General features: G+C 51.1%; 25 protein-coding genes and 1 other annotated feature. Of the genes, 20 read left to right on the top strand and 5 right to left on the bottom strand.

All coding sequences use genetic code 11. The features are described 5' to 3' along the window. The first annotated feature begins 38 nt into the window (after window positions 1-38). Window positions 39-2,108, top strand: a complete 2,070-nt coding sequence (locus BQ7364_RS01035; RefSeq protein WP_072682984.1) for a helix-turn-helix domain-containing protein — start codon at window positions 39-41, stop codon at window positions 2,106-2,108. Then, window positions 2,095-2,361, top strand: a complete 267-nt coding sequence (locus BQ7364_RS17495; RefSeq protein WP_072682985.1) for a DUF4339 domain-containing protein — start codon at window positions 2,095-2,097, stop codon at window positions 2,359-2,361. Before BQ7364_RS01035 ends, BQ7364_RS17495 begins: the two co-directional genes overlap by 14 nt. A gap of 107 nt (window positions 2,362-2,468) precedes the next feature. Here BQ7364_RS17495 and BQ7364_RS01045 read toward each other — a convergent pair whose 3' ends face one another. Continuing rightward, window positions 2,469-2,714, bottom strand: a complete 246-nt coding sequence (locus BQ7364_RS01045) for a hypothetical protein (RefSeq protein WP_139248527.1) — start codon at window positions 2,712-2,714, stop codon at window positions 2,469-2,471. Here BQ7364_RS01045 and BQ7364_RS17885 point away from each other — a divergent pair. Genes BQ7364_RS17885 through BQ7364_RS01070 form a run of 7 tightly spaced genes read left to right on the top strand, consistent with a single transcriptional unit; the run spans window position 2,702 to window position 12,383 of the window. Next, on the top strand, window positions 2,702-2,851 hold the full coding sequence (locus tag BQ7364_RS17885; protein ID WP_159432741.1) for a hypothetical protein: 150 nt from the start codon (window positions 2,702-2,704) through the stop codon (window positions 2,849-2,851). The two genes, BQ7364_RS01045 and BQ7364_RS17885, sit on opposite strands and share 13 nt — an antisense overlap. 45 nt (window positions 2,852-2,896) lie before the next feature. Then, window positions 2,897-4,633: an ATP-binding protein gene (locus tag BQ7364_RS01050; protein WP_083538333.1), complete on the top strand. Its 1,737-nt coding sequence runs from the start codon at window positions 2,897-2,899 to the stop codon at window positions 4,631-4,633. Continuing rightward, complete coding sequence (locus BQ7364_RS01055) at window positions 4,630-8,031, top strand: leucine-rich repeat domain-containing protein (protein ID WP_072682988.1); 3,402 nt, start codon at window positions 4,630-4,632, stop codon at window positions 8,029-8,031. Before BQ7364_RS01050 ends, BQ7364_RS01055 begins: the two co-directional genes overlap by 4 nt. Beyond that, window positions 8,028-8,630: an AAA family ATPase gene (locus BQ7364_RS18275; RefSeq protein ID WP_234973131.1), complete on the top strand. Its 603-nt coding sequence runs from the start codon at window positions 8,028-8,030 to the stop codon at window positions 8,628-8,630. The genes BQ7364_RS01055 and BQ7364_RS18275 overlap by 4 nt, the downstream gene beginning before the upstream one ends. 12 nt (window positions 8,631-8,642) lie before the next feature. Further along, on the top strand, window positions 8,643-8,978 hold the full coding sequence (locus BQ7364_RS18280; RefSeq protein WP_234973132.1) for an AAA family ATPase: 336 nt from the start codon (window positions 8,643-8,645) through the stop codon (window positions 8,976-8,978). Continuing rightward, window positions 8,975-10,129, top strand: coding sequence for a DUF58 domain-containing protein (locus tag BQ7364_RS01065; protein ID WP_072682989.1), 1,155 nt, complete (start codon window positions 8,975-8,977; stop codon window positions 10,127-10,129). Before BQ7364_RS18280 ends, BQ7364_RS01065 begins: the two co-directional genes overlap by 4 nt. Window positions 10,130-10,139: 10 nt before the next feature. Beyond that, window positions 10,140-12,383 carry a transglutaminase-like domain-containing protein gene (locus BQ7364_RS01070; RefSeq protein WP_072682990.1) on the top strand — a complete coding sequence of 748 codons (2,244 nt, stop codon included), beginning with the start codon at window positions 10,140-10,142 and terminating at the stop codon, window positions 12,381-12,383. Between the two features lie 309 nt (window positions 12,384-12,692). Here BQ7364_RS01070 and BQ7364_RS01075 read toward each other — a convergent pair whose 3' ends face one another. The 3 genes from BQ7364_RS01075 to BQ7364_RS01085 all read right to left on the bottom strand — a co-directional run bounded on the left by BQ7364_RS01075 (window position 12,693) and on the right by BQ7364_RS01085 (window position 15,730). After that, window positions 12,693-13,841 carry a MupG family TIM beta-alpha barrel fold protein gene (locus tag BQ7364_RS01075; RefSeq protein ID WP_072682991.1) on the bottom strand — a complete coding sequence of 383 codons (1,149 nt, stop codon included), beginning with the start codon at window positions 13,839-13,841 and terminating at the stop codon, window positions 12,693-12,695. Between the two features lie 113 nt (window positions 13,842-13,954). Then, window positions 13,955-15,073 carry an aldo/keto reductase gene (locus BQ7364_RS01080; protein ID WP_072682992.1) on the bottom strand — a complete coding sequence of 373 codons (1,119 nt, stop codon included), beginning with the start codon at window positions 15,071-15,073 and terminating at the stop codon, window positions 13,955-13,957. Window positions 15,074-15,133: 60 nt separating this feature from the next. Further along, entirely contained in the window at window positions 15,134-15,730 is a 597-nt protein-coding gene (locus BQ7364_RS01085; protein ID WP_072682993.1) for a recombinase family protein, read from the bottom strand. A 310-nt stretch (window positions 15,731-16,040) separates the two neighbouring features. On the opposite strand from BQ7364_RS01085, the gene BQ7364_RS01090 reads away from it, so the two are divergent. The 8 genes from BQ7364_RS01090 (at window position 16,041) to BQ7364_RS01125 (ending at window position 23,242) form a co-directional block, all read left to right on the top strand. Next, window positions 16,041-16,745: an N-acetylmannosamine-6-phosphate 2-epimerase gene (locus tag BQ7364_RS01090; RefSeq protein WP_072682994.1), complete on the top strand. Its 705-nt coding sequence runs from the start codon at window positions 16,041-16,043 to the stop codon at window positions 16,743-16,745. Between the two features lie 98 nt (window positions 16,746-16,843). Further along, complete coding sequence (locus BQ7364_RS01095) at window positions 16,844-17,605, top strand: PTS mannose/fructose/sorbose/N-acetylgalactosamine transporter subunit IIC (RefSeq protein ID WP_006057367.1); 762 nt, start codon at window positions 16,844-16,846, stop codon at window positions 17,603-17,605. Continuing rightward, entirely contained in the window at window positions 17,605-18,456 is an 852-nt protein-coding gene (locus BQ7364_RS01100) for a PTS system mannose/fructose/sorbose family transporter subunit IID (RefSeq protein ID WP_072682995.1), read from the top strand. The genes BQ7364_RS01095 and BQ7364_RS01100 overlap by 1 nt, the downstream gene beginning before the upstream one ends. A gap of 57 nt (window positions 18,457-18,513) precedes the next feature. Beyond that, window positions 18,514-18,993, top strand: coding sequence for a PTS sugar transporter subunit IIB (locus tag BQ7364_RS01105; protein WP_072682996.1), 480 nt, complete (start codon window positions 18,514-18,516; stop codon window positions 18,991-18,993). A gap of 57 nt (window positions 18,994-19,050) precedes the next feature. Beyond that, window positions 19,051-19,950: a hypothetical protein gene (locus BQ7364_RS01110; protein ID WP_072682997.1), complete on the top strand. Its 900-nt coding sequence runs from the start codon at window positions 19,051-19,053 to the stop codon at window positions 19,948-19,950. A gap of 126 nt (window positions 19,951-20,076) precedes the next feature. Further along, the gene (locus tag BQ7364_RS01115; protein ID WP_072682998.1) at window positions 20,077-20,529 is read left to right on the top strand and encodes a PTS sugar transporter subunit IIA; all 453 of its coding nucleotides are present in this window, start codon (window positions 20,077-20,079) and stop codon (window positions 20,527-20,529) included. A gap of 194 nt (window positions 20,530-20,723) precedes the next feature. Beyond that, a complete protein-coding gene (locus BQ7364_RS01120) occupies window positions 20,724-21,452 on the top strand; it encodes a DUF2238 domain-containing protein (protein ID WP_072682999.1) in 729 nt (242 codons plus the stop codon). 587 nt (window positions 21,453-22,039) lie between these two features. Further along, window positions 22,040-23,242: an IS110 family RNA-guided transposase gene (locus BQ7364_RS01125; protein ID WP_072683000.1), complete on the top strand. Its 1,203-nt coding sequence runs from the start codon at window positions 22,040-22,042 to the stop codon at window positions 23,240-23,242. Between the two features lie 89 nt (window positions 23,243-23,331). Here BQ7364_RS01125 and BQ7364_RS17625 read toward each other — a convergent pair whose 3' ends face one another. Next, a complete protein-coding gene (locus tag BQ7364_RS17625) occupies window positions 23,332-23,550 on the bottom strand; it encodes a hypothetical protein (RefSeq protein WP_139248528.1) in 219 nt (72 codons plus the stop codon). Between the two features lie 257 nt (window positions 23,551-23,807). On the opposite strand from BQ7364_RS17625, the gene BQ7364_RS01130 reads away from it, so the two are divergent. The 3 genes from BQ7364_RS01130 to BQ7364_RS01140 all read left to right on the top strand — a co-directional run bounded on the left by BQ7364_RS01130 (window position 23,808) and on the right by BQ7364_RS01140 (window position 26,274). Continuing rightward, on the top strand, window positions 23,808-24,146 hold the full coding sequence (locus BQ7364_RS01130) for a hypothetical protein (RefSeq protein ID WP_072683001.1): 339 nt from the start codon (window positions 23,808-23,810) through the stop codon (window positions 24,144-24,146). A gap of 51 nt (window positions 24,147-24,197) precedes the next feature. Continuing rightward, window positions 24,198-24,408 (top strand) — a binding site (T-box leader). 130 nt (window positions 24,409-24,538) lie between these two features. Continuing rightward, window positions 24,539-25,867 (top strand): cysteine--tRNA ligase, encoded by a 1,329-nt coding sequence (gene cysS, locus BQ7364_RS01135; RefSeq protein WP_072683279.1) that lies wholly within the window; start codon window positions 24,539-24,541, stop codon window positions 25,865-25,867. Next, the gene (locus tag BQ7364_RS01140) at window positions 25,867-26,274 is read left to right on the top strand and encodes a Mini-ribonuclease 3 (RefSeq protein ID WP_072683002.1); all 408 of its coding nucleotides are present in this window, start codon (window positions 25,867-25,869) and stop codon (window positions 26,272-26,274) included. The genes cysS and BQ7364_RS01140 overlap by 1 nt, the downstream gene beginning before the upstream one ends. Window positions 26,275-26,557 lie beyond the last annotated feature (283 nt).

Here is a 26,557-nt window from a genome sequence, read left to right on the forward strand (position 1 = left end):
CCCTTTTTATATCACAACAGAGGAAAGGAGTGCTGGACATGAATAAGCTGCCTGAAAAATTAACACAGCTAAGAAAATATAACGGGTTTTCACAACAGACTGTCGCCGAGAAAGCGCAGGTTTCGGTTCTGGATTATATGGCATGGGAGAACGGAAGAGCGATTCCGGATGTGGATCATCTGATCTTATTAGCGGAATGCTTCAATGTCAGTCTGGATGAGATGGTCCGCAACGAAGCGGTGAAGCTTCCGGAAAAGGATCTGCATGAAACACTGGATATTCCATTTATGAAGAAGCCGGAGGAGGAAGTGCCTGCCCCCCCGCTGATCAATGAGCCGATTCCGCCGCAGGAAAAGCTGGGTCAGACGCGCGTCATTCCGGCTGTGAAAGATCTGGAGAAGACCAAACCGCTGAACGTTGTTAAAGAATCCCCGGTATCGCCGCATGCCGCCGGTACAGCCCGGCCGAAACCCGGACCGGCCAGCGTCAAAAAGAAGAAACAGACTCAACTGATCGGCGCGGCTGTGGGGATCGGATTAGGCGTGCTGCTTCTGATTCTGGCGCTGAACAGCTTGAGTGGCGGAAAAAAGGAGAACGTCACCAACATCATGACCGCGGAAAATCGGATTGCGGCGGGCGAGGAGTTCACGCTAGTGCTGAATACCGACGGGACGGTGAAAGGCCAGGGCAGCAACGACGAAGGTCAGCTTGACGTCGGCAGCTGGGCGAACATCACCTCCATCAAGGCGGGAGCACGGCACAGCGTCGGCTTGAAGAAAAACGGCATGGTCGTCGCGGCCGGCAGTTCCCGGCAGCATCAGACCGAAGTCGGCGAATGGAGCGGGATCACGGCCATTGCGGCAGGTGAAAATCACACGCTGGGATTAAAAAAAGACGGGACTGTTGTCTGCACTGGCGACAACAGCGCTAAACAATGTGAAGTTTCTGAATGGAAGGACGTTGCGAAAATCGCCGCGGGCGGAGATATCAGCGTCGGCATTACCCGGGAAGGAAAAGTTCTGACCGCCGGCAGCAGCGCGGATGTATCCTCCCTCACCGACGTGCAGAATGTCGTGATCAGCGGCGATACGTTGTTGATTATAAACAAGTCCGGAGGCCTTGACTGCATCCCGGGCAAAACCGGCGTCTGTCCGGCGAAGACGCCGTCGAACATCACGATGGCCGCTGCTTCCGCAGAGCACGTCCTGCTGCTTGGCAGCGATGGCACGGTGAGCGCCGAAGGCGATAAGGAATACGGCCGGCTGGAAGTTGAAGCATGGAAAGATGTGATCGCGGTTGCCGCGGGAGACAAGCATTCCGTCGGTTTGCTGAAAAATGGCAGTCTGGTTGCATCCGGAGATAACAGCCGCGGTCAGAGCGAAATGAACGATAACCACGAAGAAGAAAAACAGCTGGAGGCGGTTAAAAATATCACGATCAGTCAGACTGGCGATCAGATCAAAATCAGCTGGGATAAAGTGGAAAACGCGGATTACTATGAAGTCAGCGCCGCTTTGAAAAAGGAATATTCGGCCAAGATCGACGGAACTTCCGTTTCCTTAAATGGAAATTTGTTCGAGGATGGCAAGCAGGTGACTTTCAGCATCGTCGCGTATTCGCGGCAGGATGGTTTCAAGCCGTCGGAAGCGGCAACGCAGGTTTTCAATTATTTCGCTCCGACCGCTACGCCGTCGCAGACGCTTGCTTCCGTCGCTAACGTCAAGATCAGTCAGGACGCCAACAATGTCCGAATCAGCTGGGATGCGGTGGAGAATGCCGATTACTATGAAGTCAGCGTTACCAATCAAAACGGCTATCATGAGAAAGTCAGCGGGAACTCGGTTACGCTGCCCAACAGTTCCTTTGAGGATGGCAGACAGGTAACGATCACGATCATCGCCGGATCCAACAGCACGCTGTATGAGAATTCGGTGGAATCCGTTACCAATTACAATTATATCGCGCCGACCCCGACGCCAACGCCAACCCCAACGCCAACACCAACGGTGCTTCCGTCACCGTCAGAATCATCAGAGCCGACGCCGACTCCGGAGGATGGGGGCCAAGGCGCAGATCAGGAAAGCGAGGATAATCATGGAAACGAATAATCGCTGGTATGTGCGCAGAAAAGATGGAAAGAAAGATGGCAGTTTCTCTGACGCGGAGCTGGCTGCTTTGATCAGTAAGGGGATCGTCGAGCCGGAGGATGAAATCTGGACGATGAAGATGACCGACTGGATGGCATTGAAAGATTCCATTTACAGTTTCTATCTGCCGCGTGAAGAAATGCCGTTCGTCCTGGAAGACACTGAAGTAGCGTTACAAACGGAAGTTCAATCCGCAGCTGACGAACAAGTTTAAGAAGCATAAAGAAAAACCGATTTCTGGGTGAAGGAACCGGTTTTTTTTATTGGGTGAGAAAAGAGAGACGAGCGTTAAACATTACAGCTCTGTGTGGGAAACCGGTGTTACATGTCAGGGTCGTTGTTCCGCTGATCCTTTAAAATGAACAGACAGTTCAACAGGCTTAACGTATCAGTGTCGGCCAGATCCAGTCCCCAATCTTCCCGGAGTTTTCCAATTCGGTAGAAAGCCGCAAAGCGGTCAGGCTGGAACCGGAGCTGCCTGGCCGTTCTTTCAAGCCGCTGCGTATGGACTGTTGCCCCGAAGTATAGAATTTGTTTAACGCAAACAGTTCCTGATGATTTCCACATTCCACGATGTCGCCGTTACGCATAATCAGGATCTGATCGGTGCTTTAAAGGGGGAACATCAGGGCCTGTTTGCCCGGGATTGGAGTTCAAACAACGGTCAGGAGAATAAGAATTGTCCAAAACGGGTTGAATCTTGACCAAATTAGTTGCTTTTCTATACTTCTTTAAGGAATGATGTTAAAATGAAAACGATAACAATTTACTTGCCGAAAGAGGGTAAGATGACGATGGGGACGCTTTTGACAAAGCTTGAGCCAGCCTTGATGCTGGGATTATTTTTTCTTGCGGAGCTGCTGGCCGCACTTTTTCTGTTGTCTGTATGGCAGCGCTTACAGGCGAAGCAAAAGCAGGACAAGATCGAAACCTCAGCCCGGAATCAGGGCGACGCTCTGCTTTTAAAACAAACGAAAGCGGCGCTGCTGACGCTGCGTTTAAGCGACAAGATGCCGCTGGCGGCGTCCAGCGGTCTCAGCGCGCTTACGGGACTTTCATTTTCAGAGCTGAAGAGCGATATTCGAAAGCTGATGGACATTGGCGATCCTGCGGAAAGCCGGGCTTTTTTAAAACGTTACCAGAATTGGGACGGGACTGCGCTGCTCCATCAGCAATTTCAGACAGTAAATTCCAATCGGTGGCTGCGGTTGACGGTACAGCGCAGCGAGGATCAGACGGCTGACATCTTTCTGTTTGAAGACTGGACGGAAAATCATGAAACGATGCGGGCATTGGAAGTTCAGCTGGAAGAAGCCGAGGCCGCCAGCCAGTCGAAAACGACGTTCCTGTCCAAGATGAGTCATGAAATCCGCACGCCGATGAACGGCATTGTCGGCATGCTGACGCTGGCTCACCATGCGCTCGACGAAAACGCGCCGGCCATCGTTTATCTGCACAAAGCAGAAGAATTAGTTCAGTATATGCTTTCACTGATCAACGATATTCTCGACATGTCGCGCATTGAAGCCGGGCGGATCGAGCTGGAAGAAAAAGAATTCGACATTCAGGATTTAGCGGAAAAGCTGCGCAGTCTGTTTCAGAAAAATGTGGAGAACAAAGGCGTGCAGTTTATTGTCGAGTTGCTGGATTTTGACGTGCATAATTTAATCGGCGATGAACTGCGAATTTCGCAGGTGGTAATCAATTTTATCTCCAATGCCGTAAAATTTACCGAGCAGGGGGAAATCCGCGTAACCTTCCGTCAGATGCAGCGCTTAAACGGCCGGCTGGATCTTTTAATTCGCGTCCATGATACGGGAATCGGCATGGATCCGGAGTTTATCAGCCATCTGTTTCATCCATTTGAACAGGAAAGCACGGAAGTTACGAAAAAATACGGCGGCTCGGGTCTGGGGATGGCGATTACTGATCAGCTTGTACAGCTGATGGGCGGCGAAATTGTCGTTGATACGACGCCGGGACAGGGTACGGATTTTACAGTCCTGCTGAACCTGCCGATCGCCGCGGATCAGACCGTGAAAACCAGACGTGTGCCATCGCCGGCAGCCGCTTCCGGAACCACCTCGCTGCAGGGGCGGCACTTCCTGATGGCTGAAGATAATGAAATCAATGCGGAAATTGCCGAAAGCATGCTTGAAATGGCAGGAGCATCGCTGGATATTGCCCGGGACGGCGCGCAGGCGGTCGCGATGTTTGAAAGTCATGAACCGCATACGTACGACGCAATTTTAATGGATATCCAGATGCCGGTGATGGATGGAAGAACGGCGGCCCGGACCATCCGCGCTTTACCCCGCGAGGATGCCCGCCAGATTTTGATTTACGCTCTTTCCGCCGACGCTTTTGTCGAGGATCAGCGCGCTTCGCTGGAAGCCGGGATGAATGGACATTTTTCCAAGCCGATCAATTTTGAAGAAATGCAGAAAACACTGGCTGATGCGCTGAAAACGAGGGATTACCTATGAACGATAAAAAACAAATAAGATTGCGAATCGGGCTGACGGTTGTCGGCATCGCGGCGGGGATCATCGCCGGTTTGGCACTGTGGAAAATCTATCAGGCCGGCAGCCTGTTTGATCCTTCCCGGATTTCGCTGAACGAACAATTTCAGGAGAACCCAATTCAGTTCTCCGATCAGGAACAGCTTGGCACACAGGCAGGCGGTGAAAATGATAACGATCTTTTAAAGCAGGATCCGGACGCTGAGAATACGCAGAAACCAAAACAGAATCCCGGGGTTGCCGATACGCTGCAGAAAACGGAAGCGAACGACGCTCATCAGCTGGTCATCGGCGGGGAAGGGCAAGGCGCGCAGATTGTGATCGATCCGGACAGCGAGCATGTAATCGTTAAGCCCGATGGCGGTCATCAAGGCGGAAGTGTGCCTGACCATAAACCGGAACCTGAGCCGGTTGTCGATCCCGATCCGGTGCCTGAGCTGCCGCCGGACATCTTTGAACTCTGGGGTACAAAGCCGTTTCCGGAAGAGGGAATTTCGCAGGGAAGCGATCAGAAACTCGAAGTCAACGTCTATGAAGGAGATCTCAGCCTGATTTATTATGGCGCGGTATTGGACGACTGGAAATTGTTATGTGCTGCGAATTTTTATATTTTTGAGGGCGGCGAGATCTACCGGATTGAAGCTTATGGCGAAAATTTTGAAATTGGCGATTATCCGCCGGTCGCGCTTGAGGACTTTACAGTAGCGTTCCGGATCCGGCGGAATCCGCAAAGTCCCTGGCAGACGATCACGGTCGACTATACGATCCAGTCCTATAAGATTTTTGTTCAAAACTGGCAGGCGGGCGATTATCTGACTACCTACAGTCCGGGCCAGAAGATCAATCTGATTCATTATTATCACTCCATGCTGCCGCAGGAAGGCCCGCTGAAGACCTTATTCTTAGGCTGGTCGCTGGATGGGAAAACTGCGGTCAATCCGTTGTTTGTCCCGGATCATGCCGGCCGGCAGGTGCTTGTTCCGCTGCCGCTGGCAGAGTTGGACGCCAATCAGGAAATATCTTGGCAGCAGGATTTTGATGAAAATTCTTTTGCCTATTTGGAATATGTGCAAACGCTGACCGGACTTGTCCAACCGGCAGAACAGCTGAGCGTGTCAGAAGGCGTGCAGTGGGTTGATCTTTCGGCTTCCGTCGATACGGTTTCATTGCCGAAGTCCGTGTATAAAATCAGCAATCAGAAACTGACGCCGCGCTTTGCCTGGAGCGTGGATGCGGGAAATCCGTATCTGAGTTCAGAAGATGGTCTGCTTTACAACAAAGCGAAAACCCGCCTGCTTCAGATCCCGTTATCCCGCACGGAAATAACGCTGGACGAGCAAGTCGAGGCGGTAGAACTTACGACGGGAAATCATATTCAGCGGCTGATTCTGACCTCTGATCAGCCGGTGGAAATGGATCTGAGCCAGCTTCACGGCGCGGAAATTGTAGTGCCTTCGGGAACGGAGTGGCGGTATTTGTCCCGCTGGGGCAGTCAGCTTGCCGATAATCAGCTGGTCCGCGACGATGGCCAGGCGATTCGGTATCGGGTTGAAGGTGAAGCGCTGCTTTCGGAAGACGGTACGCAGCTGTTAAGCATGCTTGCCAGCGCTGAGGGGATTGTAAGAATTCCTGAGGGCGTCGTTGAAATTCTGCCAGGCGCCTTGGAAAATCTGGAAAACGTGGAACTGCTTCTGCTGCCCGCAAGTGTAAGCCAGTTGGATTCCGCGAGTATAACCGCGAATATTCCGCAGATCGTATGTCTGGGCGAAGCGCCGGAAATTCAGCCGGACAGCTTTACGGATCTGACCGCGGTCAGCGCCTGGGTCAGCGAAGCTCAGGCGGAGAGCTATCGCAGCCGCTGGGCAGCACTGCTGGAGAAGCAGCCGCAGATGCTGCGGACCGCCGCAGAGCTGAGCGTCAAAGCGGAAGGCAACTTTGAAATTCTGACGCTGGACCAGGAACGGATTCTGTTAAGCGCGGAAAAGTGTCCGACATTCTTAAGCGCCGGGGACTGGCCGCAGGGAATTACCCGAATTGGCAGCCGGGCCTTTGCCGGCAACGCTGCGCTGTTTGCAGCGGAGATTCCGGAAAGCGTGGAAGCGATCGGCAGGCATGCTTTTGCCGACTGTCTTAAGCTGGAAGGACTGGTCAGCTTGAATCCGACCGCAATCACCGTGCAGGATCAGGCGCTGGAAGGCGCACCCAAACTGCATTTTGCAGCATTCAATGCCGGTCATGCGGAATTTGTCAATGACTATCAGCCTTCAATACCGGGGTTCGCGCCGGAAGATACCTATTTCAACTATGAATATCCCTATAGTTTCCATTACGCAAATCATCATTATTCTCTGGAACAGGTCGGGGAGACGGGCTTGTTGTATGGCTGGGGCGAAGATCTGGATCCCCAGGCACTGGCAGTTCTGCAGTCTACCTGGAATGCGGCAGGCGAAATTCCGCTGCTTCCGCATACGCGGGGGATCGACGAGGCGGCGTTTAAAGACTGCGCCAATCCGTTTACCTTAACAAATGGAGAAGAACTGACCTGGATCATGGATTCCGCGTTTGAAAATTCAGGGTACTCCGGAACGTTCATCTTGCCGGAAGGTCTGGAGTATATTGGAATCCGTTCCTTTTCGAATTGTGTGAATCTGGAAGCTGTCCGCTTTACCGGCAGCTCTCTGACGCAGATAGAAGATTCTGCATTTGAAGGATGCGTCTCGCTGGCGACAGTTGAATTTGCACAGGACAGCGCGATCGACATGATCAGCACAGCGGCTTTTGCCAATACGGCGTTGAAAACCATTGATCTGCCCGCCAGTCTGACGGCGTTGGGAACTGAAGTTTTCTATGGATGCACTCAGTTGAGCGAAGTGATTTTTCACAATCCGCAGCCGCCGACGCTGGTCGTGCCGAGCTACGCAATGCCATTTTATTTCGGCGACGCGCTGCCGGAAGATTTCCATGTCACATTGACCGATCCAGCCTGGACGCAAACGTATGTCGACCAGTGGAAAACACAATTAATGGGCTATGGAAGTCCGGATGAAATGACTGCCGGGGAACTGGATGAGGGCGAGCGGCGAGCCTGGCAGCTGTTTGGGGGACAACGGTCTGCGACCTCTTTGATGGAGCCCGCGGCGTCCCTCAGTCCCGAACCTTCTCCGGAAATAGAATCTGCGCCAGAATGGGATCCGGCAATTCCGACTCCTGAGGTAACAGCGCCCATTCCGGAATCAACGGCCGCACCGGATTCGATTCCGCCCAAAGCAATAGAGAACAATGACCCGGCGGTCATCCCGCCGTCGATTGAAGCAACGCCGCCATCAGAGGCAATACCGCAGACACAGGAGGGACAGTCATGATTATTGAACAATCGGAACAAATTATCCGCGAAGTTTCCAAAGCGTTTACCGGGAAAGATGAAATCATCCGCAAGGTGCTGATGACGATCTATGCCGGCGGCCATATCCTGTTGGAAGATTGCCCGGGCGTGGGAAAAACAACGCTGGCCCTGGCTTTTTCCAAAGCGCTGGGGCTGGATTATCAACGAGTTCAGTTTACGCCGGACACGCTGCCCTCCGATATCACTGGTTTCAGCATGTTCAACCGCCAGACGAATCAATTTGAATACCGTGAAGGCGCGGCTGCCTGCAACCTTTTGTTAGCAGACGAAATCAACCGGACGTCGCCGAAGACACAATCCGCGCTGTTGGAAGCCATGGAGGAACATCGCGTCACCGTTGATGGTGCGACGCATCGGCTGCCTGATCCGTTTATCTGCATCGCAACGCAGAATCCGTTGGGAACGACCGGCACGCAGCCGCTGCCGGAATCGCAGATGGACCGTTTCATGGTACGGCTTTCGATCGGTTATCCGGCAACGGAGGATCAGGTGCGGATTCTCAAAGCCCGCCGTTATGTGAACCCGCTCGATGAGATCCAGAAAATCGCATCCCGCTAGAATATCCGCGAGGTGCAGAATTATCTGACTTCCGTTCGGATTCATGACGATGTGCTGCATTATCTGATCCGCCTGTGCGAACGGACGCGCGAGCTGCCGGCGATTGAGCTGGGCGTGAGTCCGCGCGGTGTTTTGGCGCTGACGCAGATGACCAAAGCCCATGCGGTATTAATGGACCGCAATTATGCGCTGCCGCAGGATGTCCGCGCTGTGTTTAACGACGTCTGTGCGCATCGTCTGATTTTACGTCCGCAGGCCAGGGTAGAAGGAATTATGCCGAAGGCTTTGATGAATGCGGTCCTGGATGAAATTGCGCCGCCGCAGAAACCGGGAGGCGCCCGGGCATGAAGAAAAGCCGGCGTGCTTACGTCGTTTTCTTAATGACCTGTCTGCTTCTGACGTGGTTTTTCAGCAGCCGGCTTGTGTTTCTGATCCTGCTTCTGGGACTGAGTTTACCGGCGGTCCTGGCGATCTTGTTATTTCTGGATGTCAAACGGATGCGCTTTGAGGTCTGTCTGGATGGCAGCATTTTGCGGGGAGAAAAAACGTTCTATCGCATAATCGTCAATCGTTTTCCCCTGTTGGCCGCCGGCCAGCTGCATGTTCAGCTGACGGTTGAAAATCATCTGATTGGACAAATTCAAGAACAATCCGCGGTTTTTGCGCTGGATAAGAAACGGGAGGCCGCGGTCGAGTGGATTCCGGATTGCTGCGGCGAATATTCAATGAGCTGTCAGGCGCTGTGGGTCAGCGATCTGTTCGGTCTGTGCGCTTTCCGATTGCCTCCGCTGTCCAGCCAGAGCCTGACGGTTTATCCGCAGTCAGTGCCGGTCCAGTTAAAGATCACAAAGATGCCGCATGGGATTCTGGAAGGGGAAACCGTCTATGAAAACCGCAAAGGCAGCGATCCCAGCGAGGTGTTCGATCTGCGCGATTATCAACCGCAGGACGATATCCGTCAAATCCACTGGAAGCTTTCCAGTAAGCTCGATACGATGGTCGTCAAGGAAGCCAGTGATACAAGTCACTACGATACGATTTTGATGTTGGACGCCAGTCTGGAAAATCAGGAGCCGACAGTGCTTTCCGCTGTCGTGGAACTGGCGTTATCGTTCAGTCAGAAGCTGATCGAACAGGGTGTAGGTCATCAGGCGGTGTTTGCGGCAGAAAATCAGCTGGCGTCAAAACCGGTACGTTCAGTTCAGGACGGCGCTCAGCTGGCGGCATTCTGGATTCATCTGCGTCTGCCTTCAAGTCCGGGCAATGGCCTGCGCTTGTTCGCGGGCCTGGGGGATTGGAAGCAATACAATAAGATGATTTATGTGACGGCCGGGGATTTCCCGCGGATGCTGAATTCGCTGGATCCGCAGCTGGACGTGACGGCGATTACTGTCAGAGCGGATCAACAGACGATCCACATGAGTGAAAAAGGGCGCTGCCAACAGATTGAGCTGCCGCTGTCCGCATTGGACAACGCAGCCGTGCAGTTGATGATTTAGGAGAGAGAGCATGAGTGAAAAAGGGCGTCGGAAGAAAACCGAAAGAGAAATTGTTTACGCGATGGAGATTATCGCGGGTTTTCTTCTGCTTGCCGGTTTTGCCGCCCAGCTGGCTGTGATCTGCGCAAGACCAGTCAGCGGCCTTTGGGGTCCGTGGCTGGTTGGCGCCGCGCTGCTTGGATTGCAGGCGGGATTGACGAAAACCAGCCGGCTGCGGCTTTGCCGAAGCCTGTGGCTGGCATGGCTGGGATTGACGCTGCTTCTTTTGCCATGGCTGGTTTCCGGACTGGTGGCGTGCGTGAATGGCCTGATTCAGGCCTGGAATGTCTATGAGGAGGACGCCCGGAATATTCTGGCTAATCCCTTGTTAACACGTTTCTCTTATTCGATCTTTTTCACCGTCTTGATGAGCGGATTTGCGATTCTGATCTGGACATGGCGCAGCCATCCGGGCCGGATGGGACTGACCGTTCTGCTTCTGATGATGCCCGGGCTGCGGTTACGCTGTGTGTCTTCCTGGGCGATGGTGCTGATGCTGGCGGGGATTGCAGCTCTCTGGCTTCAATGGGTCAACGCGGCGTCTGTGGGAAAACGCTGGCTCTGGCTTGGCGTGATCAGCGCGCTGCTTCTGACATTCATCGGAAAGAATCAGGAATTAATGGAAATGACGCGGCTGCGGAAGGATCTCTTTGCCAATCTGGATACGCTGCGCTATGGTGGGGATTCCCTGCCGCAGGGCGATGTTTGGAAAGCGGATCGTTTATTAAGCGGGGAAGGAGCGACGCTGACGGTTACGACGGAGCAGCTGAAAACCTTTTATCTGCGCGGCTATATTGGCGGCCGGTATGAAGGGGGCCGGTGGCTGGCGCTGAAGAAAGCGGCCTATGCCGGAAGCAATGAAGGCATGTTAAAGTGGCTGGAAATGGAGAACTTCCCCGTCGGGGCGCAGTCAGCCGCAACGTTGAGGCTGGATCCGGATACCCCGCTGCAGGCAAATCGGATAGAAGTGGCCAATCACGGCGCAAATCGGAAATATTCCTACTTTCCTTATTCAGTGGAAGCAGACACTATAACAGGTTCAGTCCGCAGCTGGCTGGATATGGGCTATCATGCCAACGCTCTGTTGGGTTTTCGGCATGGGGAGTTTGTCGAATGGTCTGGCGATCAGCCGGGCGAACTGCTTCACGCCCCGGATTGGATAAAAGCACCTCAAACGGATGCGCAGCGTCAATACATTCAGGCTGAAGCCGTCTACCGTAGTTTTGTCTATCAGAATTATCTGGATGTCGATGCGGAAACTGAGTCGCTGATCCGCACTTTGTTTCTCAAGGAACCGATGAGCTCTCCGGGAATTTATGAGGCTGTGACGCGAATTCGGGATATTCTGGAAAAGCAGGTTCAATATGCCGAAACACCGCCGCAAACGCCGCAGTCAGCGGATCCGGTCCGCTGGTTTTTAAGCGAGAGCCGAACCGGCAATGCAGTGCAGTACGCCTCTGCGGCCGTCATGGCTTTTCGTGTTATGGGAATTCCAGCCCGTTACGCGGAAGGCTACCGGCTGACCAGAGAACAGATCAGCGCCGGGGGGATCGCAGAGCTGACCGCTCAGGACAGCCATGCCTGGTGCGAGGTGTATCTGGATGGCTTGGGTTGGATTCCTGTCGATGTAACTCCCGGCTGTTATTACGATACATTTGCATTGCTGCAGATGGCGGAACAACCGCAGGATATTGAAATGACGGCAGCCTTGAAGGACTCGGAAGATCCGGGCGAGCTGTTGGACGATCTCGCTTCCCAACCAACCGAACCCCAGACGCCGCTGCTTTCGCCAGTCAGCGGTGTTCTTGGAGCAATCCTGCTTTTGTGCGATTTTGTTCTGTTCTTGCTGATCGTGCTGGAAGTCCGGCGTCAGCTGCGGATAAGCCGCTGGCGGCGGCGTTGGAAAGACGCTTCGGCGCGGGATGAAATATTGTACAAGCTGATCGGCAGCTTGATGAAAGCTCTGGCAGTTCCTTATCAGCCTGGCTGGAAAGCTGAGCTTACCGCATGGAGGCTGAATCAGAAACTGCCGGGGATCGCGGAAGCGGATATTCTGCGGGCGCAGGCGTTGATTGAAAAGCTGATCTATGCTCAAGAGTCGCTGCAGCCCCATGAACAACGCGTCCTGATTTCTGTGATCGAACAGATTTACGCCAACCGGAAATCGCTGACAGGCAAAGAACGGCTGCGGCTGCGCTATCGCATCGCATTGTAAAAATTTAATAAACCGCAATCGGTATGGAGGACAAGCTGTCCCTGCCGGATTGCGGTTTTTTCGTGTTCTAGCTGCTTTCTCAGCGTTATCCACTGTCATTTCAAGCATTCTTTTTCTTTGTCTATTCTGCTCTATTTCATGAACAAGGAACAGAAAAAAGCAGCTTCAGAGTGTTCCTGAGAGCTGCTTGCGTAGTTTTTAAAGCATCCGTAAACCGGAAGTCTTGGCGAGTGAAAGGCGAAGGTCAGCGCCATCCGCGGGAACTGTCCGACAGGGAAAGCGGGGCCTTGTTCCATATTGCCTGGGAAATTACTCCTGATGCGTCTGTTCCTGACCCACAGTCGCATTCTGGATCTTTTCTGCTTCCACTAACCGGAAGGCAACCTTGCCATAACGGATCAGCGAGATCAGATTTTCCGCTAACATATCCACCTGTCCGATCACCGTGGCATATTCCACGCCCGGCATGCTTTTTAAGGCAATCTGCAATTCGCCTTCATATTTGCCGGATAATTCGTTATCGAGGGTGATACACAGTTTATCGCGATCCGATCCCGGATGAGCTGGGACATGCCCCAAGCCGCGGGTCTGCGTGGCGCGCAGGATGAATTCCGGCTGATCGCTGCGGGATTTCAGAACCACGTTCAAGAGCTTCTGACGCAGCTCATCATCCAGTCGGGAATTAAAGTAGACTGGAACGGAAACGCAATGATGATGTACGATTTCCTGAACCTGTTCCATTTCGGTGCGGGAAGGATTGCCATCGCCGAAAAAGATGTAATCGAACATCCCGGTTGCCGTCAGTTCCCCAACACTTAAATAAGCCGGTTTGTAGCGGTGATTTTCCACCGTGCATAACCCGCGGCCATACCGGAATAACAGGTTGTCGGCGTCCAGCGAGTTGATGAATACCCCGGTACGGATGCCGCAGGCTTTAAACAGCTTCGCGTTTTTAAACGTGTCGGTAAACGACATGCCGGTGTCCGGATGCGGGAAAAAATTATGCACGGCGATGTAATTTTCAAGGTTGCCATGGCGCTGGATCGCCTTGATCCGATTGATCGGTTCCGCCTGCATCGACGCGTTGTCTTCAATCAATACGCCATCCTCGTTACAGGTCATCTGCGCGACCAGCTCGTGATCTTCCTCAAAGCCGAAATCCAAACGGATGATCCGGATGCCAAGACGGACAAATGGCGATAAATCGTCCGGTTGGGCGCCGACCTGTTCCATGACGCGTCGATTAATGTCGACATGCAGCGTCAGCCCCAGCTTCCGGCATTCACCGATCAGCCATTGAAACGGCGGCTTTAACTGTGTCGGTCCGTTCCAGGCCTGGGGCGATTGGACGGTTGTATAGACCTGGCTGTAACCGAGCGTAACGGCCAGGTTTAATTGTTGTTTCATCACCGCTTCTGACTGCAGATGCGGGTAGAGAGAGATCCCTAAAAGACTCATGGTATTTTCCTCTTTCTTGTTTTTCCTTTCTCATTATAACGCACTCCGGGTAAAAGAAAAAGGCGGACTTGATCCGGGATAGAATCCGGAACGCCTCCGCCTTAACGCTGAGCTTATTTTTCAAATTCCCGCACGACTTTTTCCATTTCCGTCGGGATGTCGATGTGCTGCGGACACTTGGTTTTGCATGCGCCGCATTTCTGACAATGGGATGCTTTCGCGGTGACGTCCAGCGCGTCGTAGCTTTCCTTTTGGGCCGCGTGGACATTGTAGACGTGAGCGGTATTTAACAGCCGGAAGTTTTTCGGAATGTCCAGGCCGAACGGACATGGCATGCAATAGCGGCAGCCGGTGCACGGCACCTGAATCCGGGCCTGGAACAGCTGGCGAGCCTGTTCGATGGTCGCTTGTTCTTCTGTGTTCAGCGGTTCAATTTCGCTGAACGTCTTGACGTTGTCGATGACCTGCTCCATCGTGCTCATGCCGGAAAGCACGGTCTGCACGTTGTCGTGGCCGCCGACCCAGCGCAGTGCCCAGGAAGCGTCGCTCCAATCCGGATGGACGCGCCGGAATTCCGCCTGGATTTCCTCCGGAACGTTCGCTAACATGCCGCCCTTGACCGGCTCCATGATCGTCATCGGGATATTTTTGGCTTTTGCCAGCCCGTAGCCGCGCAATCCCGCCTGAATCTCGGTGTCCATATAATTGAATTGAATCTGGCAGAAGTCCCAGTCGTAAGCGTTGAGGATTTCCTCAAAGACCTCATAATCGTCGTGGAACGAGAAGCCGATCCGGCGAACCTTGCCGCTGTCCAGCACGGATTTCAGATGCGGAAGCAGATTCATTTCCTTGATGTGCTCCCACCGCTCGCGGCTTAAGGCGTGAAGCAGATAAAAGTCGATGTAGGAGGTCTGCAGCTTGGTCAGCTGTTCCTCTAAAATCCGATCGAAATCGGCGATGTCCTTGCACATCCAGGTTGGTGATTTCGTGACCAGGTAGAAGCTGCCGCGGGGTTTGGTGGCGACCCACTGGCCGACGACTTCCTCGCTTTCAAAGTTGTGGTACGGATAGGCGGTGTCGATATAGTTGACGCCATGTTCGTAGGCGTAGTCGAGCATTTTCATCGTTTCCGGGCGATTGATTTTTCCATCTTCGTTGACGGGGAAACGCATGCAGCCGAAGCCCAGCAAGGAAGTCCGCGCCGGGATTTTCCCTTTTTCTCTGTATTTCATAACAATCCTCTTTCTATGATTCACAACGGCGTCCGCTGTTCAATCCATTTGTTAACTTCATTATACTGCATCGAGGTTCCGGATGTATTTATAAAACGTACTTTTTTTGATTTGCAGCTGATCTAAAGCCTGCTGCAGCGTGCATTCATGCCGCAGATAACGGGCGGCCACAAGGCTGAAGTTTTCCGGCGGGATGTAGCGGGGGCGGCCTAAGTGCTTACCCTTTTCCTTCGCGATCCGGATCCCTTCCGCCTGACGGGTCTTAATGTTGATCCGCTCATTCTCCGCGACAAAGCTGAGAATCTGGAGCACCAGATCGCTGATGAAACAGCCGACGAGGTTATCCGGGCGGCTGCGGGTATCCAATAGCGGCATGTCCAGCACGACAATCTGAACGTCCCGGCGTTTGGTCAAATCCGCCCATTCCTCCAGAATGGCCTGATAATTGCGGCCCAGCCGGTCGATACTTTTGATCACTAATAAATCCTGCGGCCGCAGAACTTCTTTTAACTGACGGTAAGCCTGACGGTCAAAATCCTTGCCGCTCTGCTGATCAATATAAAGCTGCGATTCCGTCAAGCCGAAAGCCTTTAATTCTTCAATCTGGCGATCCAGATTCTGACTTCGAGAAGATACTCGCGCATAGCCATAATTCACGTTTTTAATTCCTCCTTGACAAACGTTTGGCACGAAAGACAAAAACAGCTATCCCCTCCCTTGAATAGCTGAAATTGTCTGCCGTTTATAAAGGTACACCTTTATAAAAGCGCTTTCATGGTTTTATTATAACATCATCATTTCAGAACGCAAGCGTTTTCAAATCGGAACTAAATAAAATACCCCCTCGGTGGAAGAAGTTGGTGAATAAATAATTTAAATTTTACCTGTTTTAGTTCTGTTCCGCGCTCTCTTGCATAAGTTTTATAAAGGTGTACCTTTGCGGACACGAAAAGAGAGAGGAGCAGTTATGAATAAAGAGGAAATTTTTCAACAGATTCGAGGAAAACTGATCGTTTCCTGTCAAGCCAACGAGGAAGAAAATCCGTTCAATCCGCCAGAGGAAATGACAAGAATGGCGAAGGCTGCCGCGATCGGCGGCTGTGCGGGTTTCCGGGCGAATCGGCCGGAGAATGTGCGGATGATCAAAGAAGCTTTCCCGGATAAAGTCATGATCGGAATCTGGAAAGTCGTCACGGAAGGCTGCGACGTGTATATCACTCCAACGATGAAGGAAGTCGAAGTCCTGCGGGAGATCGGCAGCGACATCATCGCGGTGGACGGCACCGACCGCAATAACTGCAACGGACGCAAAGCCTATGAGCTGATCCGCGAGATTAAGGAAAAGTATCCGGATCAGGTCGTCATGGCGGATATCGCCACGATCAACGACGCCCGCCGCAGTGTGGAAGCCGGTGCGGATATCATCTCGACGACGTTGTCCGGGTATACCGAGGACAGTCTGGATCGCTATGCACTGGGCGCGGATTTTGATCTGATCGAGCAGGTCCGCAGAGAATTCCCAAATATTTTCATCAATGCTGAAGGTCGGATCTGGACGCGCGAAGAAGCGAAAAAGGCGTTTGAATGCGGCGCGGATGTGATTGTCGTGGGCACGGCGATTACCAATCCGATGAGCATTACAAAACGATTTGCGGATTATATCAAGAAGTAGGCATGGTGGGACTGCCTGCTGAATTGAATAGTAGAGGAGGTTGGGAAAACAAAAAGAGAGGGCAGGAATAAAGGAAAATCCTAGAGAGGAGGTACAATATGAATATTGGACTAGGATATGCTTTATTTGTTTCTGTTGTGTGTGCATTCTTTGGATGGACAAACTATGGCTTCGTCAACTTACAGACTACCAAACCGGTCGTCTGCGGCGCTTTGGTCGGTCTTATTTTGGGGGATTTAAGAACGGGCATTATTATCGGCGGTACCTTAACACTGGTTTACATGGGCGTGCAGGGCGTCGGCGCAGCGATTCCGGTCAATGCGACGACAGCGACGACGGTAACGACGGCGCTGTGCATTATTACGGGCGTGGAAATGGAAACGGCGATTGCGATCGCGGTTCCGGTTTCCGTTATGGGTCAGCTGGGCCGGATGGCCGCCTGGACGATCAACACACCGTTGATGCATATTGCGGATAAGTACGCGGAAACGGCGGATTACAAGAAGATGACCCGGCTGCAGCTGGTCGGCTCGCTGGTGTTCTTCATTACGGAATTCATCCCGGTCTTCCTGTGCATTTACTTCGGCTCCAGCTTTGTTACCATGGTCAACGAAAATATGCCGGTGTGGATCTCTGAATGGCTGACAGCCGCTACCGGTATGCTTCCGGCGTTAGGCTTCGGCATGCTGCTGGCGATGATGTACAAAGTCAAATACATTCCGTTCTTTATCGTCGGTTTCGTAATGTGCGCCGTTTTCGGCGGCTCGCTGCTGGCGATCGCGCTGCTGGGCGTTTCGATGGCAATCTTTGTCTTCTTCTTCGGTCCGCAGGGTAAACGGAGAAAAGGAGGTGCGATCTAATGACGGAAAACAGAATGGAACAGCCTGTCAACGATAACAAGATCATTTCGCTGGAACGCAAAGAATTGATGGGCGTCTTCTTACGATTCGCCTGCTTCCCGATGGTCACGATCAACTACGAACGTTTCCAGACGCTGCAGTATTTCTCGGCGCTGGCTCCGGTTCTTAAAAAATTATATCCAAACAAAGAAGATCAGATTTCTGCGGCTAAGCGCCACATGGCGTTCTACAACACGACGCCGGAATGGATGGGCTTCACGCTCGGCATGAACTGCGCGCAGGAAGAACAGATCGCCAATATGCCGTACGGCGAGGAACGCACGGCGCTGGAAGAATCCGTCAATACGATCAAGGCGTCCTTAATGGGACCGCTGGCCGGCATCGGCGATTCGCTGCGGGCGACCGTTGAAGCGATCATCGGCGCGCTGGCTGCCGGCTTCGCGATGAACGGCTCGATCTTCGGCGCAATCCTGTTCTTTGTCTTAGGCAACGCGTACTACTTTGGAATTTCCTATTTTGGATTCTTCTACACCTATAAAAATGGTATGAAGGTTATCCGCGATATGAACAAATCTGGAATTCTGGACCGCTTGATGGAAAGCGCCACGATCCTGGGCATGACCGCGGTCGGCGCGCTGATTCCTTCCTGGGTCGGCTTCAAGCTGACCAGCGCGATTCAGATCGGCGATTACGTCTTGAACATTCAGCAGGAATTGGACAACATCATCCCGGGTCTGGCGCCGTTGGCGCTGACGATCTGTCTGGCTTGGCTGTATAAGAAGAACGTTTCTTCATTGAAGCTGGTCGGTTTGATCTTCGTCTTCTCGCTGATTATTTCCCTGATTCTGTGATCATAAAATAGAAAAACAAGGGCGGAATTCACTACGATTTGAAAGGAGAAATAAGATATGGCAGTTATTCAGTATCGGCTGGACGGAAGAATGCTGCATGGACAGGTCAGTAACTTTGCGCGTGCGCTGAACATCGAGGAATTTGTGGTGATCAACGAGAAAACGGCGAACGATCCGACCCAGGTCATGCTGCTGGAATTGGCGGCGCTCAATGCCGAAGTCGATGCGGTTTCCCCGCAGGATGCGTATGATTTACTAACCGGCGATGAGCTGGAAGACTACCGCGTGATGGTTGTTTTCAAAGAGATCTTTGACGCTGTGGAATTAGTTAAACTCGGCTATTCCATGAACGAGATCGTCATCAGCGGCATGTACGCCAAAGACAATGAAAATAAGGTCAAAGCGGAAGCTTGCTTGTTTGTCGACGATAAAGATAAAGAAGCATTCCGTTTTCTGGAAGATCATGGTGTTCTGCTCACGCATCAGATTTCACCGGAATATAACAAAAAAATGGTTCATGATCTCGTAAAGTTTTAGCTTGCAGGGCCGACCGTATTCGTCGGCCTTTTCTCACCGGGAAAGGAAAGAAACGCGATGGATGTACAGGAGAATATGAAGGAACGCCTGCTGACGTTATGTCAGCGGATGGCGCGGCGCAAGAGCGCAGGTCAGAAAAAGCGCACGCTGCTGCAGTTAAGCGAAATGTTGGGAACGCTGGGCTACCGCACGGCGTTGATCGGGAAAAAGGGCATTCATGGGCAGCAGCTGATCGGCGGCGATCCGGAGCATGCCCGCCTGATTGTGGCGGCGGATTTCAATCTGCGTGAAGCCCGAATGATCCCCGGCCGGCAGCGGCTGCTTGATCAATCGGCGAACCGGAAAAATCAACTGGATAATCTGACGGTGACGTTGGTGCTGAGCGTGCTGCTGGCTGTGATGGGCGTGCTGCTGTGCATCGCGGGAACTAAGGAAGACGGGCGCTGGTATTTCTTCATCCTTGCGGCTCTGATTTTTCTAATTGCTTTCGGCTTGGGCCGGCGACAGACGGCGGGCAATGCCGGAAAGAACGCGGCGTTGTTCGCGATGCTGGAATGCGCCCGCACTTACCGCCATCAGCCGGTTGCGTTCTGCTTTCTGGAAGAAACCGGGACGGAGCTGGGGTTGCAGCAGCTGCGCGAGCACTTCCCGCAGGCCCGATTGGTTTATTTGAATCAGCTCGGCCGGGAAAAAGCGCTGTGCGTCATTTTAAAAGGGAAGGAAGCGAAGCTCTGTGAGCTTTGCGCACAAGCCTGGCCGGAAACTGTCGTTCAGGCAGCGGCGGAACCAGACGACAGCCTGATCCGCAGTTGGGACAGCGGCATTCTGATCAGCACGGCGGATCCTGCCACAATGACCTGCGAAATGCCGGGCGGCAAGTTCGACGTGCAGATGGACAGCGATCAGATTCGGGCCGCAGTCGGGTTGATCGGCTGGCTGATCCAGATGAATGATTAAACGGCGGACAATGCCTGAAGCACAAAGCCCCGGGAAAACCGCAGGATCAGAATCGGAATAAAGATGAAGGAATAATCAAGGAAAATACAGGCAGCCGAATGAAAAACAGACTGCCGGGAGGTAGAGATGAAAGGTATTTTGTTAATCAGCCACGGCCCTCTGGCCGAAGGAATGTTGAAAACAGCGGAGATCTTTTTCGGCGAAAACATTCCGCAGATGAAAGCGGTCGTTTTGAATACGCAGGATGATCCGGAGGATTTCCGCACACGGCTGCAGGAAGCGGTCAAGGAGGTCGACACCGGAGAAGGTGTTCTGGTCTTTGCGGATTTACTAGGCGGTACGCCGTGCAATCAGTCGGCATTTGTGCTGAACGAACAGGTTACGGTGCTGACCGGCATGAATCTGCCAATGGTCATGGAATGCCTGGGCATGCGCATGGGCGGTGAAATTTCAATGGAGACGCTGGAAGAAACCGCAAGAAACGGCATCGTCAATTTCAATACGATGCTGGAAGAAAAGAAGAAAGCCACCCGTCGCCGCCGCAGTAAGGAACCTGCGGCAGAATCGTCGTCCAATTAAACTGAATTTGAAAATCAGGAATCCAATCTGCCGCAGACAGGTCTTTGATTTCTGATTTTTTTGTGCGCAGCTTGTTTTAAACAGGATAAAATGGTTGAAAATGAACAATAATTTACTGCAAAACAGAGGGAAAAGATTGCAAGTCGCCTGCGTCGTGATTAAAATAGAAGCTATGTTTGAAAAGAGGAAACGCTATGAAGAAGAAATTTAATTGGAATTCATTTATCTATAACTTTGTCTTCGTCACGATGATCCTGTCGGTGATCTTCCTGATCATCCGGATCGCCTTGTCGCCTTCCGAGGCTGTCGCCGAAGATGTCCGTGTGAAGAGCGATTATCTGCTGATGCTGGTGCAGTGCATTCTGGGGGTTGTCGCAATGCGGCTGCCGGATTTTATCGAGCATAAAATTCAGATCCAGATTCCCAGCAACATGCTTCTGTTATACGCGGTCTTTCTGTACTGTGCGATTTATCTGGGCGAGGTGCGGGCGTTTTATTACAATGTACCGCATTGGGATACGATCCTGCATACCTTCAGCGGCGGAATGCTGGGGGCACTGGGCTTTTCCTTCGTCACGATCTTAAATAAGTCGGAAAAGATTCCGATGAACCTGTCGCCGGTCTTTGTTGCGGTCTTCGCGTTCTGCTTCGCGGTAACGTTGGGCGTCTTCTGGGAAATCTATGAATTTACCTTTGACGGTATCCTGCGTCTGAATATGCAGAAGTTCATGTTGGAAAACGGAACGCAGCTGATCGGCCGGGCGGCGTTATTGGACACGATGAAGGATCTGATCGTCGACTGTCTGGGAGCGTTGATCATGTCCTTTGTCGGCTACCTGTCGCTGCGTTATAAGACGGGCTGGATTGAAAAGCTGCAGCTGAAATGGCGCAAGGGCGCGATCAAGGATAACAAAACAGCGTAGCGGATCCAGCGGGCAATTAAGAATAATCGGGGGCAAAAAACAAATTGATAAAAAACCTTGAAATAACTCAGGAATGGAATATACTATAAGTGTAGGGACGCTTGAGAAAGCGATACCCATCGTTCGCTATCTCTTCATTGAAGGGAAGCGGTGGATAGATAAGTGCCGAGTATCTTTGTGGGATGCGGCACTTTTTCGTATTATAAAAGTAGGAATAAAGTATCCTACTCGAAATAGAATTAGATGAGTATAAAATATTGAAATTGAGAAGAAATCATACAGGTGATGTTCAGTTAATCTTAGTATCTCATCAAGGGTATCAGAAGTTAGGATATAATATTCTTAGCTTCTTTTCTTTTGTGGGCCAACCTAAGTTGAGAAGCTCATAGAGAAGAAATGGCTTGGCACTTTTTGGAACAATCTAGTTCGTAAAAGAAAATGCCATTCTTCCTATTCAAATTCATAAGCTTGTTTAAATCTAAAAAGGCATCCGCCACAAGAGTGGAATCGTCTGGATTTCTTACGAAACAAAGTTGAATTGAATATGGAAGTATTCTCTCTCTTATTTGTGAAAGGAGGTTTTGTCAATGAAAGGGCCTATCGTTAGTATTGATGTATCCAACGGAAACAGTCACTTCCAATGTTTTACACAAAGAGGCACTAAAATGGGAAAGGTGCATCGGATTTCTCACACCGTAGAAGGCTTTAACTTCTTAAAATCAAAAATAGAAGAACTGGAGAAGAAAACAAACGAAGAAGTGGTTGCGGTCTATGAAGCAACCGGCGTGTATACGAAGCCATTAGAAAGATTTTTAGAAAAGAACGAAATCAAACAATACTCCATCTCGCCGTTACAGTCAGCGAAACAAAGGAAAACAGAAATACATAATAAGAAAACAGATAAAAAAGACCCAGAATCCATCGCGGAAGTCTATTATATTAAAGAGCTCCGAGAGAATGAAAAAGAAGCGGATCTCTATCATGAATTGCGTACTGCCAATCGTGTATATGAAGACTGTCTTGTTCATTTAAGAAAGTATAAAGTCACCTTTCAAAGTCACCTGAGTATCGTGTTTCCAGGCTATATGAAGCTCTTTCAAGACGGATACAGTCAAATCTCGCTGCAGTTACTGGAAATGTATCCCCATCCCGATAGGTTGAAGAACAAGCAGCCAGAGAAAGTGGCAAAAAAACTGAATAAGCACACTGATCATAGTTTTGAAGTTTGTTTGAAAACGGCAGAGAAGGTGATTGAGTTTGCGAACAAAACGTATCCGGGCTGTGATAAAGAGGATGCTTGGGTTGCGGTGTTGGTCGATGACATTCATCATCTCCAGGATACGATGGAAGAGGCAGAGGCGAAGCTCGATAAAATTATAGAGCTTGCGAAAGCAACGCCCTACTACTCTATTATTTTAAGTATTGATGGTATCGGTCCCAATCTGGCATCAAGAATCATCGCAGAGTTTGGCGATATAAGCAAATTCAAAACCAGAGGTGCAATGGTGGCCTATGTGGGGAATGATCCCAACAGAGCAGAATCAGGGGACATAGAAGGCTATCATTTATCGATTTCCAAAAAAGGGAATAAACGATTAAGATGCATTTTATATTTAGCGGTAACCTGTAGTATACGATCAAGGAAAGAGAATCCCATTAACGCTTTCTATCAAAAGAAAAGGCAACAATCAACCCCACTAAAGTCGAAAGCTGCCAAGGTAGCTTGTATCACCAAGCTAATTCGCACAATCCATGGGATGTGCAAGACGGGTACTGTGTTCACCAGCTAACCACCTATATTATATCTCAAATTACAAAAAGTTGAAGAGATTCAATCTTTTTGTATTGATGTTTTTTGAGATTTTGAGATTTTTCAAATTCACGCAAAAAACTCTTGTTTTTTATTATCTAATTTCTTTTGAGTTCTATAATTTTTAAGATGCAGTCCAAGCTGGTTGTCAAAAGCTGGGCAACCGCCAGAATGTCCCTTATCGTTAAAGAAGACAAAAGTTCCATGAAAAAATTCATAGAAAGCCCCTCCTTTCCAGAGCTGCAAAAAACAAGCTCGAAAAACAAATGAATCAAAAGAAAGATCCATCCAGGACGGGCAGCCGCTTTATCAAAGACCCTACATCTTTAATATTGCGTAAAATTCAAAAAAGCCTCCTGAGAAAATGGAAAATGTAAAATTACTTTTGAGGTTTAGTAAAACTCCATAGAGAAGAAATTGATATTCAGTCAGTCTGCAGGATTGATGCGAGGGATCCGACGTCGAACATGGCTGATTCAGCGGGATTGTGATATACTGAAAATAAAGATAAAAACGCAGACCAGAAGGGTCGGGAGGTGGCGGCAATGAGAAGAAAAACAGAGATTCGCACAACCCGTTCCAGCGCGATAAGCAATATTATCTCCGGTATCGCGTTGATCTTGTTTGGACTTTTTGTCCCAAACCTGCTTCATCTGGATGGCGGAATGGGGATGGGATTTGGCGGACCTTCCATGAATCCGGCTCTGTTCTTCACCGCATTTGGCTTGATTGGAGGGATCGCCAGTATTCTTTACGGACTGATCGCACTGAAGCGCGGCGGTATTGCGGAACATGAGATTGTGACGGAGACGACGGACGATTCCCGATTGAACTCGGCCGCGGATCCGGCGGAACAATTAAAAAAAATCTTCCGCGGAATATGAGATGAAAAAGAAAGAAATTCTGAGTAAAAAGTGGTAGAATAAAAAAGAACAAAAAAACCGAAGACAAGAACGAGTAATCCGCAAACGCTCTGTCAAGAGAAGGTCTGGCCGGTGAAAAGACCAGGGAGCAGGCGGACGAATGCCTCTTGGAGGGCCAGCCTGAAATCCAGTAGGGCGGACGCAGCCGGCGTTAACGGAAGAACGAGCGGGACAGATCATTTCTGTTCAATAAAAGTGGAACCGCGCTTCAAGCGTCTTTTAAATCAGAGATGCTTTTTTTGTGGAGAAATCATCTTGTTGGCAGTGTGGAGAACCTGTTTGCCAACAATGTGGAAAGCGCAGAACAAAGGCAGTGAAATGAAAGTAAAACCAAGGAGGAAAAAGTGATGAGTATTCGTCTTTACAACACCCTGTCGGGGAAAATTGAAGAATTCAAGCCAATCAAACCGAATGAGGTCAGCATGTATGTCTGCGGGCCGACGGTGTATAACCACGCGCATATCGGCAACGCCCGCCCGATCATCGTCTTCGATACGCTGCGCCGTTTATTTGAAGCACAGGGATACACGGTTAAATATGTGTCCAATTACACGGACGTCGATGATAAGATTATTAAAAAAGCGCATGAGGAAAACGTAGCGGAAGGCGTTGTGTCCGCCCGCTATATCGAAGCCTATCAGAAAGTCCGGGAAAGCCTGAACACGGAACCGTTGTTCGCGACCCCCCGGGTGACGGAAACCATGGATGAAATTATTCATTTCATCGACGAACTGGTCAAAACCGGTCATGCTTATCAAGTCGGCGGGGACGTGTATTTCCGCGTCGGCAGCGTGCCTTCCTATGGAAGCTTTTCGAAACAGAACCTGGAAGACCTGCAGGTCGGGGCGCGGATTGAGGAAAACACAAAAAAGGAAAATCCGCTGGACTTTGCTTTGTGGAAAGAAACCGATATGGGCATCAAGTGGCAGTCGCCGTGGGGCGAAGGACGGCCGGGCTGGCATACGGAATGCGTCGTTATGATCCACAAGGAATTTGGCGATCAGATCGACATTCACGGCGGCGGAATGGATTTGCGCTTCCCGCATCATGAAAACGAAGTCGCCCAGTCGCAGGCGCTGTTCCACAATTCCATCGCGCATTACTGGCTGCACAACGCGATGATCAATATCAACGGCGAAAAAATGTCGAAGTCGCTGGGCAACGTCTCCTGGGCCAAGGACGTCATTGAAAAGCTGGGCGCGGATTTAGTCCGCTGGCTGATGCTGAGCGTGCATTACCGCGGAGAACTGAACTTCTCGGATGAAACGATCGAAACCGCCCGCAAGGAACTGGACAAGGTCAGAACGCCGATGAAACAGGCGTATATCAAGAGTCAGCTGGCCGGTGTTATGGTAACCGGCTGCGACGGGGAAGCGGTAAACCGGTTTATCGACGCGATGAACGACGATCTCAACACCCCGAATGGCTACGCTGAAATTTATGAAACGGTAAAGAAGCTGAATCAGGCGCTGCGCCAGCGGGAAATCCAATGGGATCAGGTCGGCGCAGAAGTCGGCGCCCTGGAAAAAATGCTGGAAGTGCTGGGCATCCGGCTGCCGAAAGTCGTGCTGAGCGATGAGGATAAGCAGGTCTTCGCGGATTGGAACGCGGCCAAGGCGGCCAAAGATTTTGCCCAGGCAGATCAGAAACGGGTGATCCTGATTGAAAGAGGTTTGATGTAATGCAGCCTAACGAGCTGTCCGGAAGTACGCTGGCGTATATCGGCGACGCGGTCTGGTCGCTGTTGGTGCGGGAGTATCTGGTCGAGCTGGGCTATGGCCGGGCGAAGGATCTGCAGCGGCTGAGCGTGAAATTTGTCAGCGCCAAGGCGCAGGCCCGCTTTTATGAACAGCTGCATGCCGCAGGAGCGCTGAACGAGGAGGAAGAAGAAATCTTCCGGCGCGGGCGCAACTTTAAAAGCGGCAGTGTTCCGAAAAACACCGACGTGCAGATCTACCGGATTTCAACCGGGTTTGAAGCGCTGACCGGGTGGTGGCATCTGACCGGGCAGGCGCAGCGGCTGCGTGAAGTGTGGGAACAGGTCAGAGAAACGGTCGCTCTTGATTTCAATCCGGCAGTGAAAAATTAAGTCAGCAGAACAAAGTTCAAAAACGTTCGTTTTCGATCCGGAGAACGGACGTTTTCTAATCAAATGAAACAATGCCGCGAGGAAATGAGATAAAAATACGGGAAAAGAAAATGGAACCAACAGACAGGGTGAACGGAACGCTTGAATATCTTTGTTGAAGCTTTGCCCTGATCCGATTGCATTTCCTGATAACTCATTGTATAAATAAAGAAGCCGTTTCAGGAGTATGAAACGATTTGGAATAAAATTGGGACAATTCCAGGACGAAACAGGAGGTCGAAGT

The organism is Holdemania sp. Marseille-P2844 (assembly GCF_900120005.1).
Classification (GTDB): domain Bacteria; phylum Bacillota_I; class Bacilli_A; order Erysipelotrichales; family Erysipelotrichaceae; genus Holdemania.

Bases quoted from the DNA above. Each gene is read 5' to 3' on its own strand.
- BQ7364_RS01080 (WP_072682992.1), bottom strand. From the start codon at position 15,073: ATGAAATACAGAGAAAAAGGGAAAATCCCGGCGCGGACTTCCTTGCTG.
- BQ7364_RS01045 (WP_139248527.1), bottom strand. From the start codon at position 2,714: ATGTGGAAATCATCAGGAACTGTTTGCGTTAAACAAATTCTATACTTC.
- BQ7364_RS01115 (WP_072682998.1), top strand. From the start codon at position 20,077: ATGAAAGGTATTTTGTTAATCAGCCACGGCCCTCTGGCCGAAGGAATG.
- BQ7364_RS01140 (WP_072683002.1), top strand. From the start codon at position 25,867: ATGCAGCCTAACGAGCTGTCCGGAAGTACGCTGGCGTATATCGGCGAC.
- BQ7364_RS01100 (WP_072682995.1), top strand. From the start codon at position 17,605: ATGACGGAAAACAGAATGGAACAGCCTGTCAACGATAACAAGATCATT.
- BQ7364_RS01110 (WP_072682997.1), top strand. From the start codon at position 19,051: ATGGATGTACAGGAGAATATGAAGGAACGCCTGCTGACGTTATGTCAG.
- BQ7364_RS01075 (WP_072682991.1), bottom strand. From the start codon at position 13,841: ATGAGTCTTTTAGGGATCTCTCTCTACCCGCATCTGCAGTCAGAAGCG.
- BQ7364_RS01130 (WP_072683001.1), top strand. From the start codon at position 23,808: ATGAGAAGAAAAACAGAGATTCGCACAACCCGTTCCAGCGCGATAAGC.
- BQ7364_RS01070 (WP_072682990.1), top strand. From the start codon at position 10,140: ATGAGTGAAAAAGGGCGTCGGAAGAAAACCGAAAGAGAAATTGTTTAC.
- BQ7364_RS01050 (WP_083538333.1), top strand. From the start codon at position 2,897: ATGAAAACGATAACAATTTACTTGCCGAAAGAGGGTAAGATGACGATG.
- BQ7364_RS17495 (WP_072682985.1), top strand. From the start codon at position 2,095: ATGGAAACGAATAATCGCTGGTATGTGCGCAGAAAAGATGGAAAGAAA.
- BQ7364_RS01065 (WP_072682989.1), top strand. From the start codon at position 8,975: ATGAAGAAAAGCCGGCGTGCTTACGTCGTTTTCTTAATGACCTGTCTG.
- BQ7364_RS01120 (WP_072682999.1), top strand. From the start codon at position 20,724: ATGAAGAAGAAATTTAATTGGAATTCATTTATCTATAACTTTGTCTTC.
- BQ7364_RS17885 (WP_159432741.1), top strand. From the start codon at position 2,702: ATGATTTCCACATTCCACGATGTCGCCGTTACGCATAATCAGGATCTG.
- BQ7364_RS18275 (WP_234973131.1), top strand. From the start codon at position 8,028: ATGATTATTGAACAATCGGAACAAATTATCCGCGAAGTTTCCAAAGCG.
- BQ7364_RS01105 (WP_072682996.1), top strand. From the start codon at position 18,514: ATGGCAGTTATTCAGTATCGGCTGGACGGAAGAATGCTGCATGGACAG.
- BQ7364_RS01035 (WP_072682984.1), top strand. From the start codon at position 39: ATGAATAAGCTGCCTGAAAAATTAACACAGCTAAGAAAATATAACGGG.
- BQ7364_RS01095 (WP_006057367.1), top strand. From the start codon at position 16,844: ATGAATATTGGACTAGGATATGCTTTATTTGTTTCTGTTGTGTGTGCA.
- BQ7364_RS17625 (WP_139248528.1), bottom strand. From the start codon at position 23,550: ATGGATCTTTCTTTTGATTCATTTGTTTTTCGAGCTTGTTTTTTGCAG.
- BQ7364_RS01125 (WP_072683000.1), top strand. From the start codon at position 22,040: ATGAAAGGGCCTATCGTTAGTATTGATGTATCCAACGGAAACAGTCAC.
- BQ7364_RS01090 (WP_072682994.1), top strand. From the start codon at position 16,041: ATGAATAAAGAGGAAATTTTTCAACAGATTCGAGGAAAACTGATCGTT.
- BQ7364_RS01055 (WP_072682988.1), top strand. From the start codon at position 4,630: ATGAACGATAAAAAACAAATAAGATTGCGAATCGGGCTGACGGTTGTC.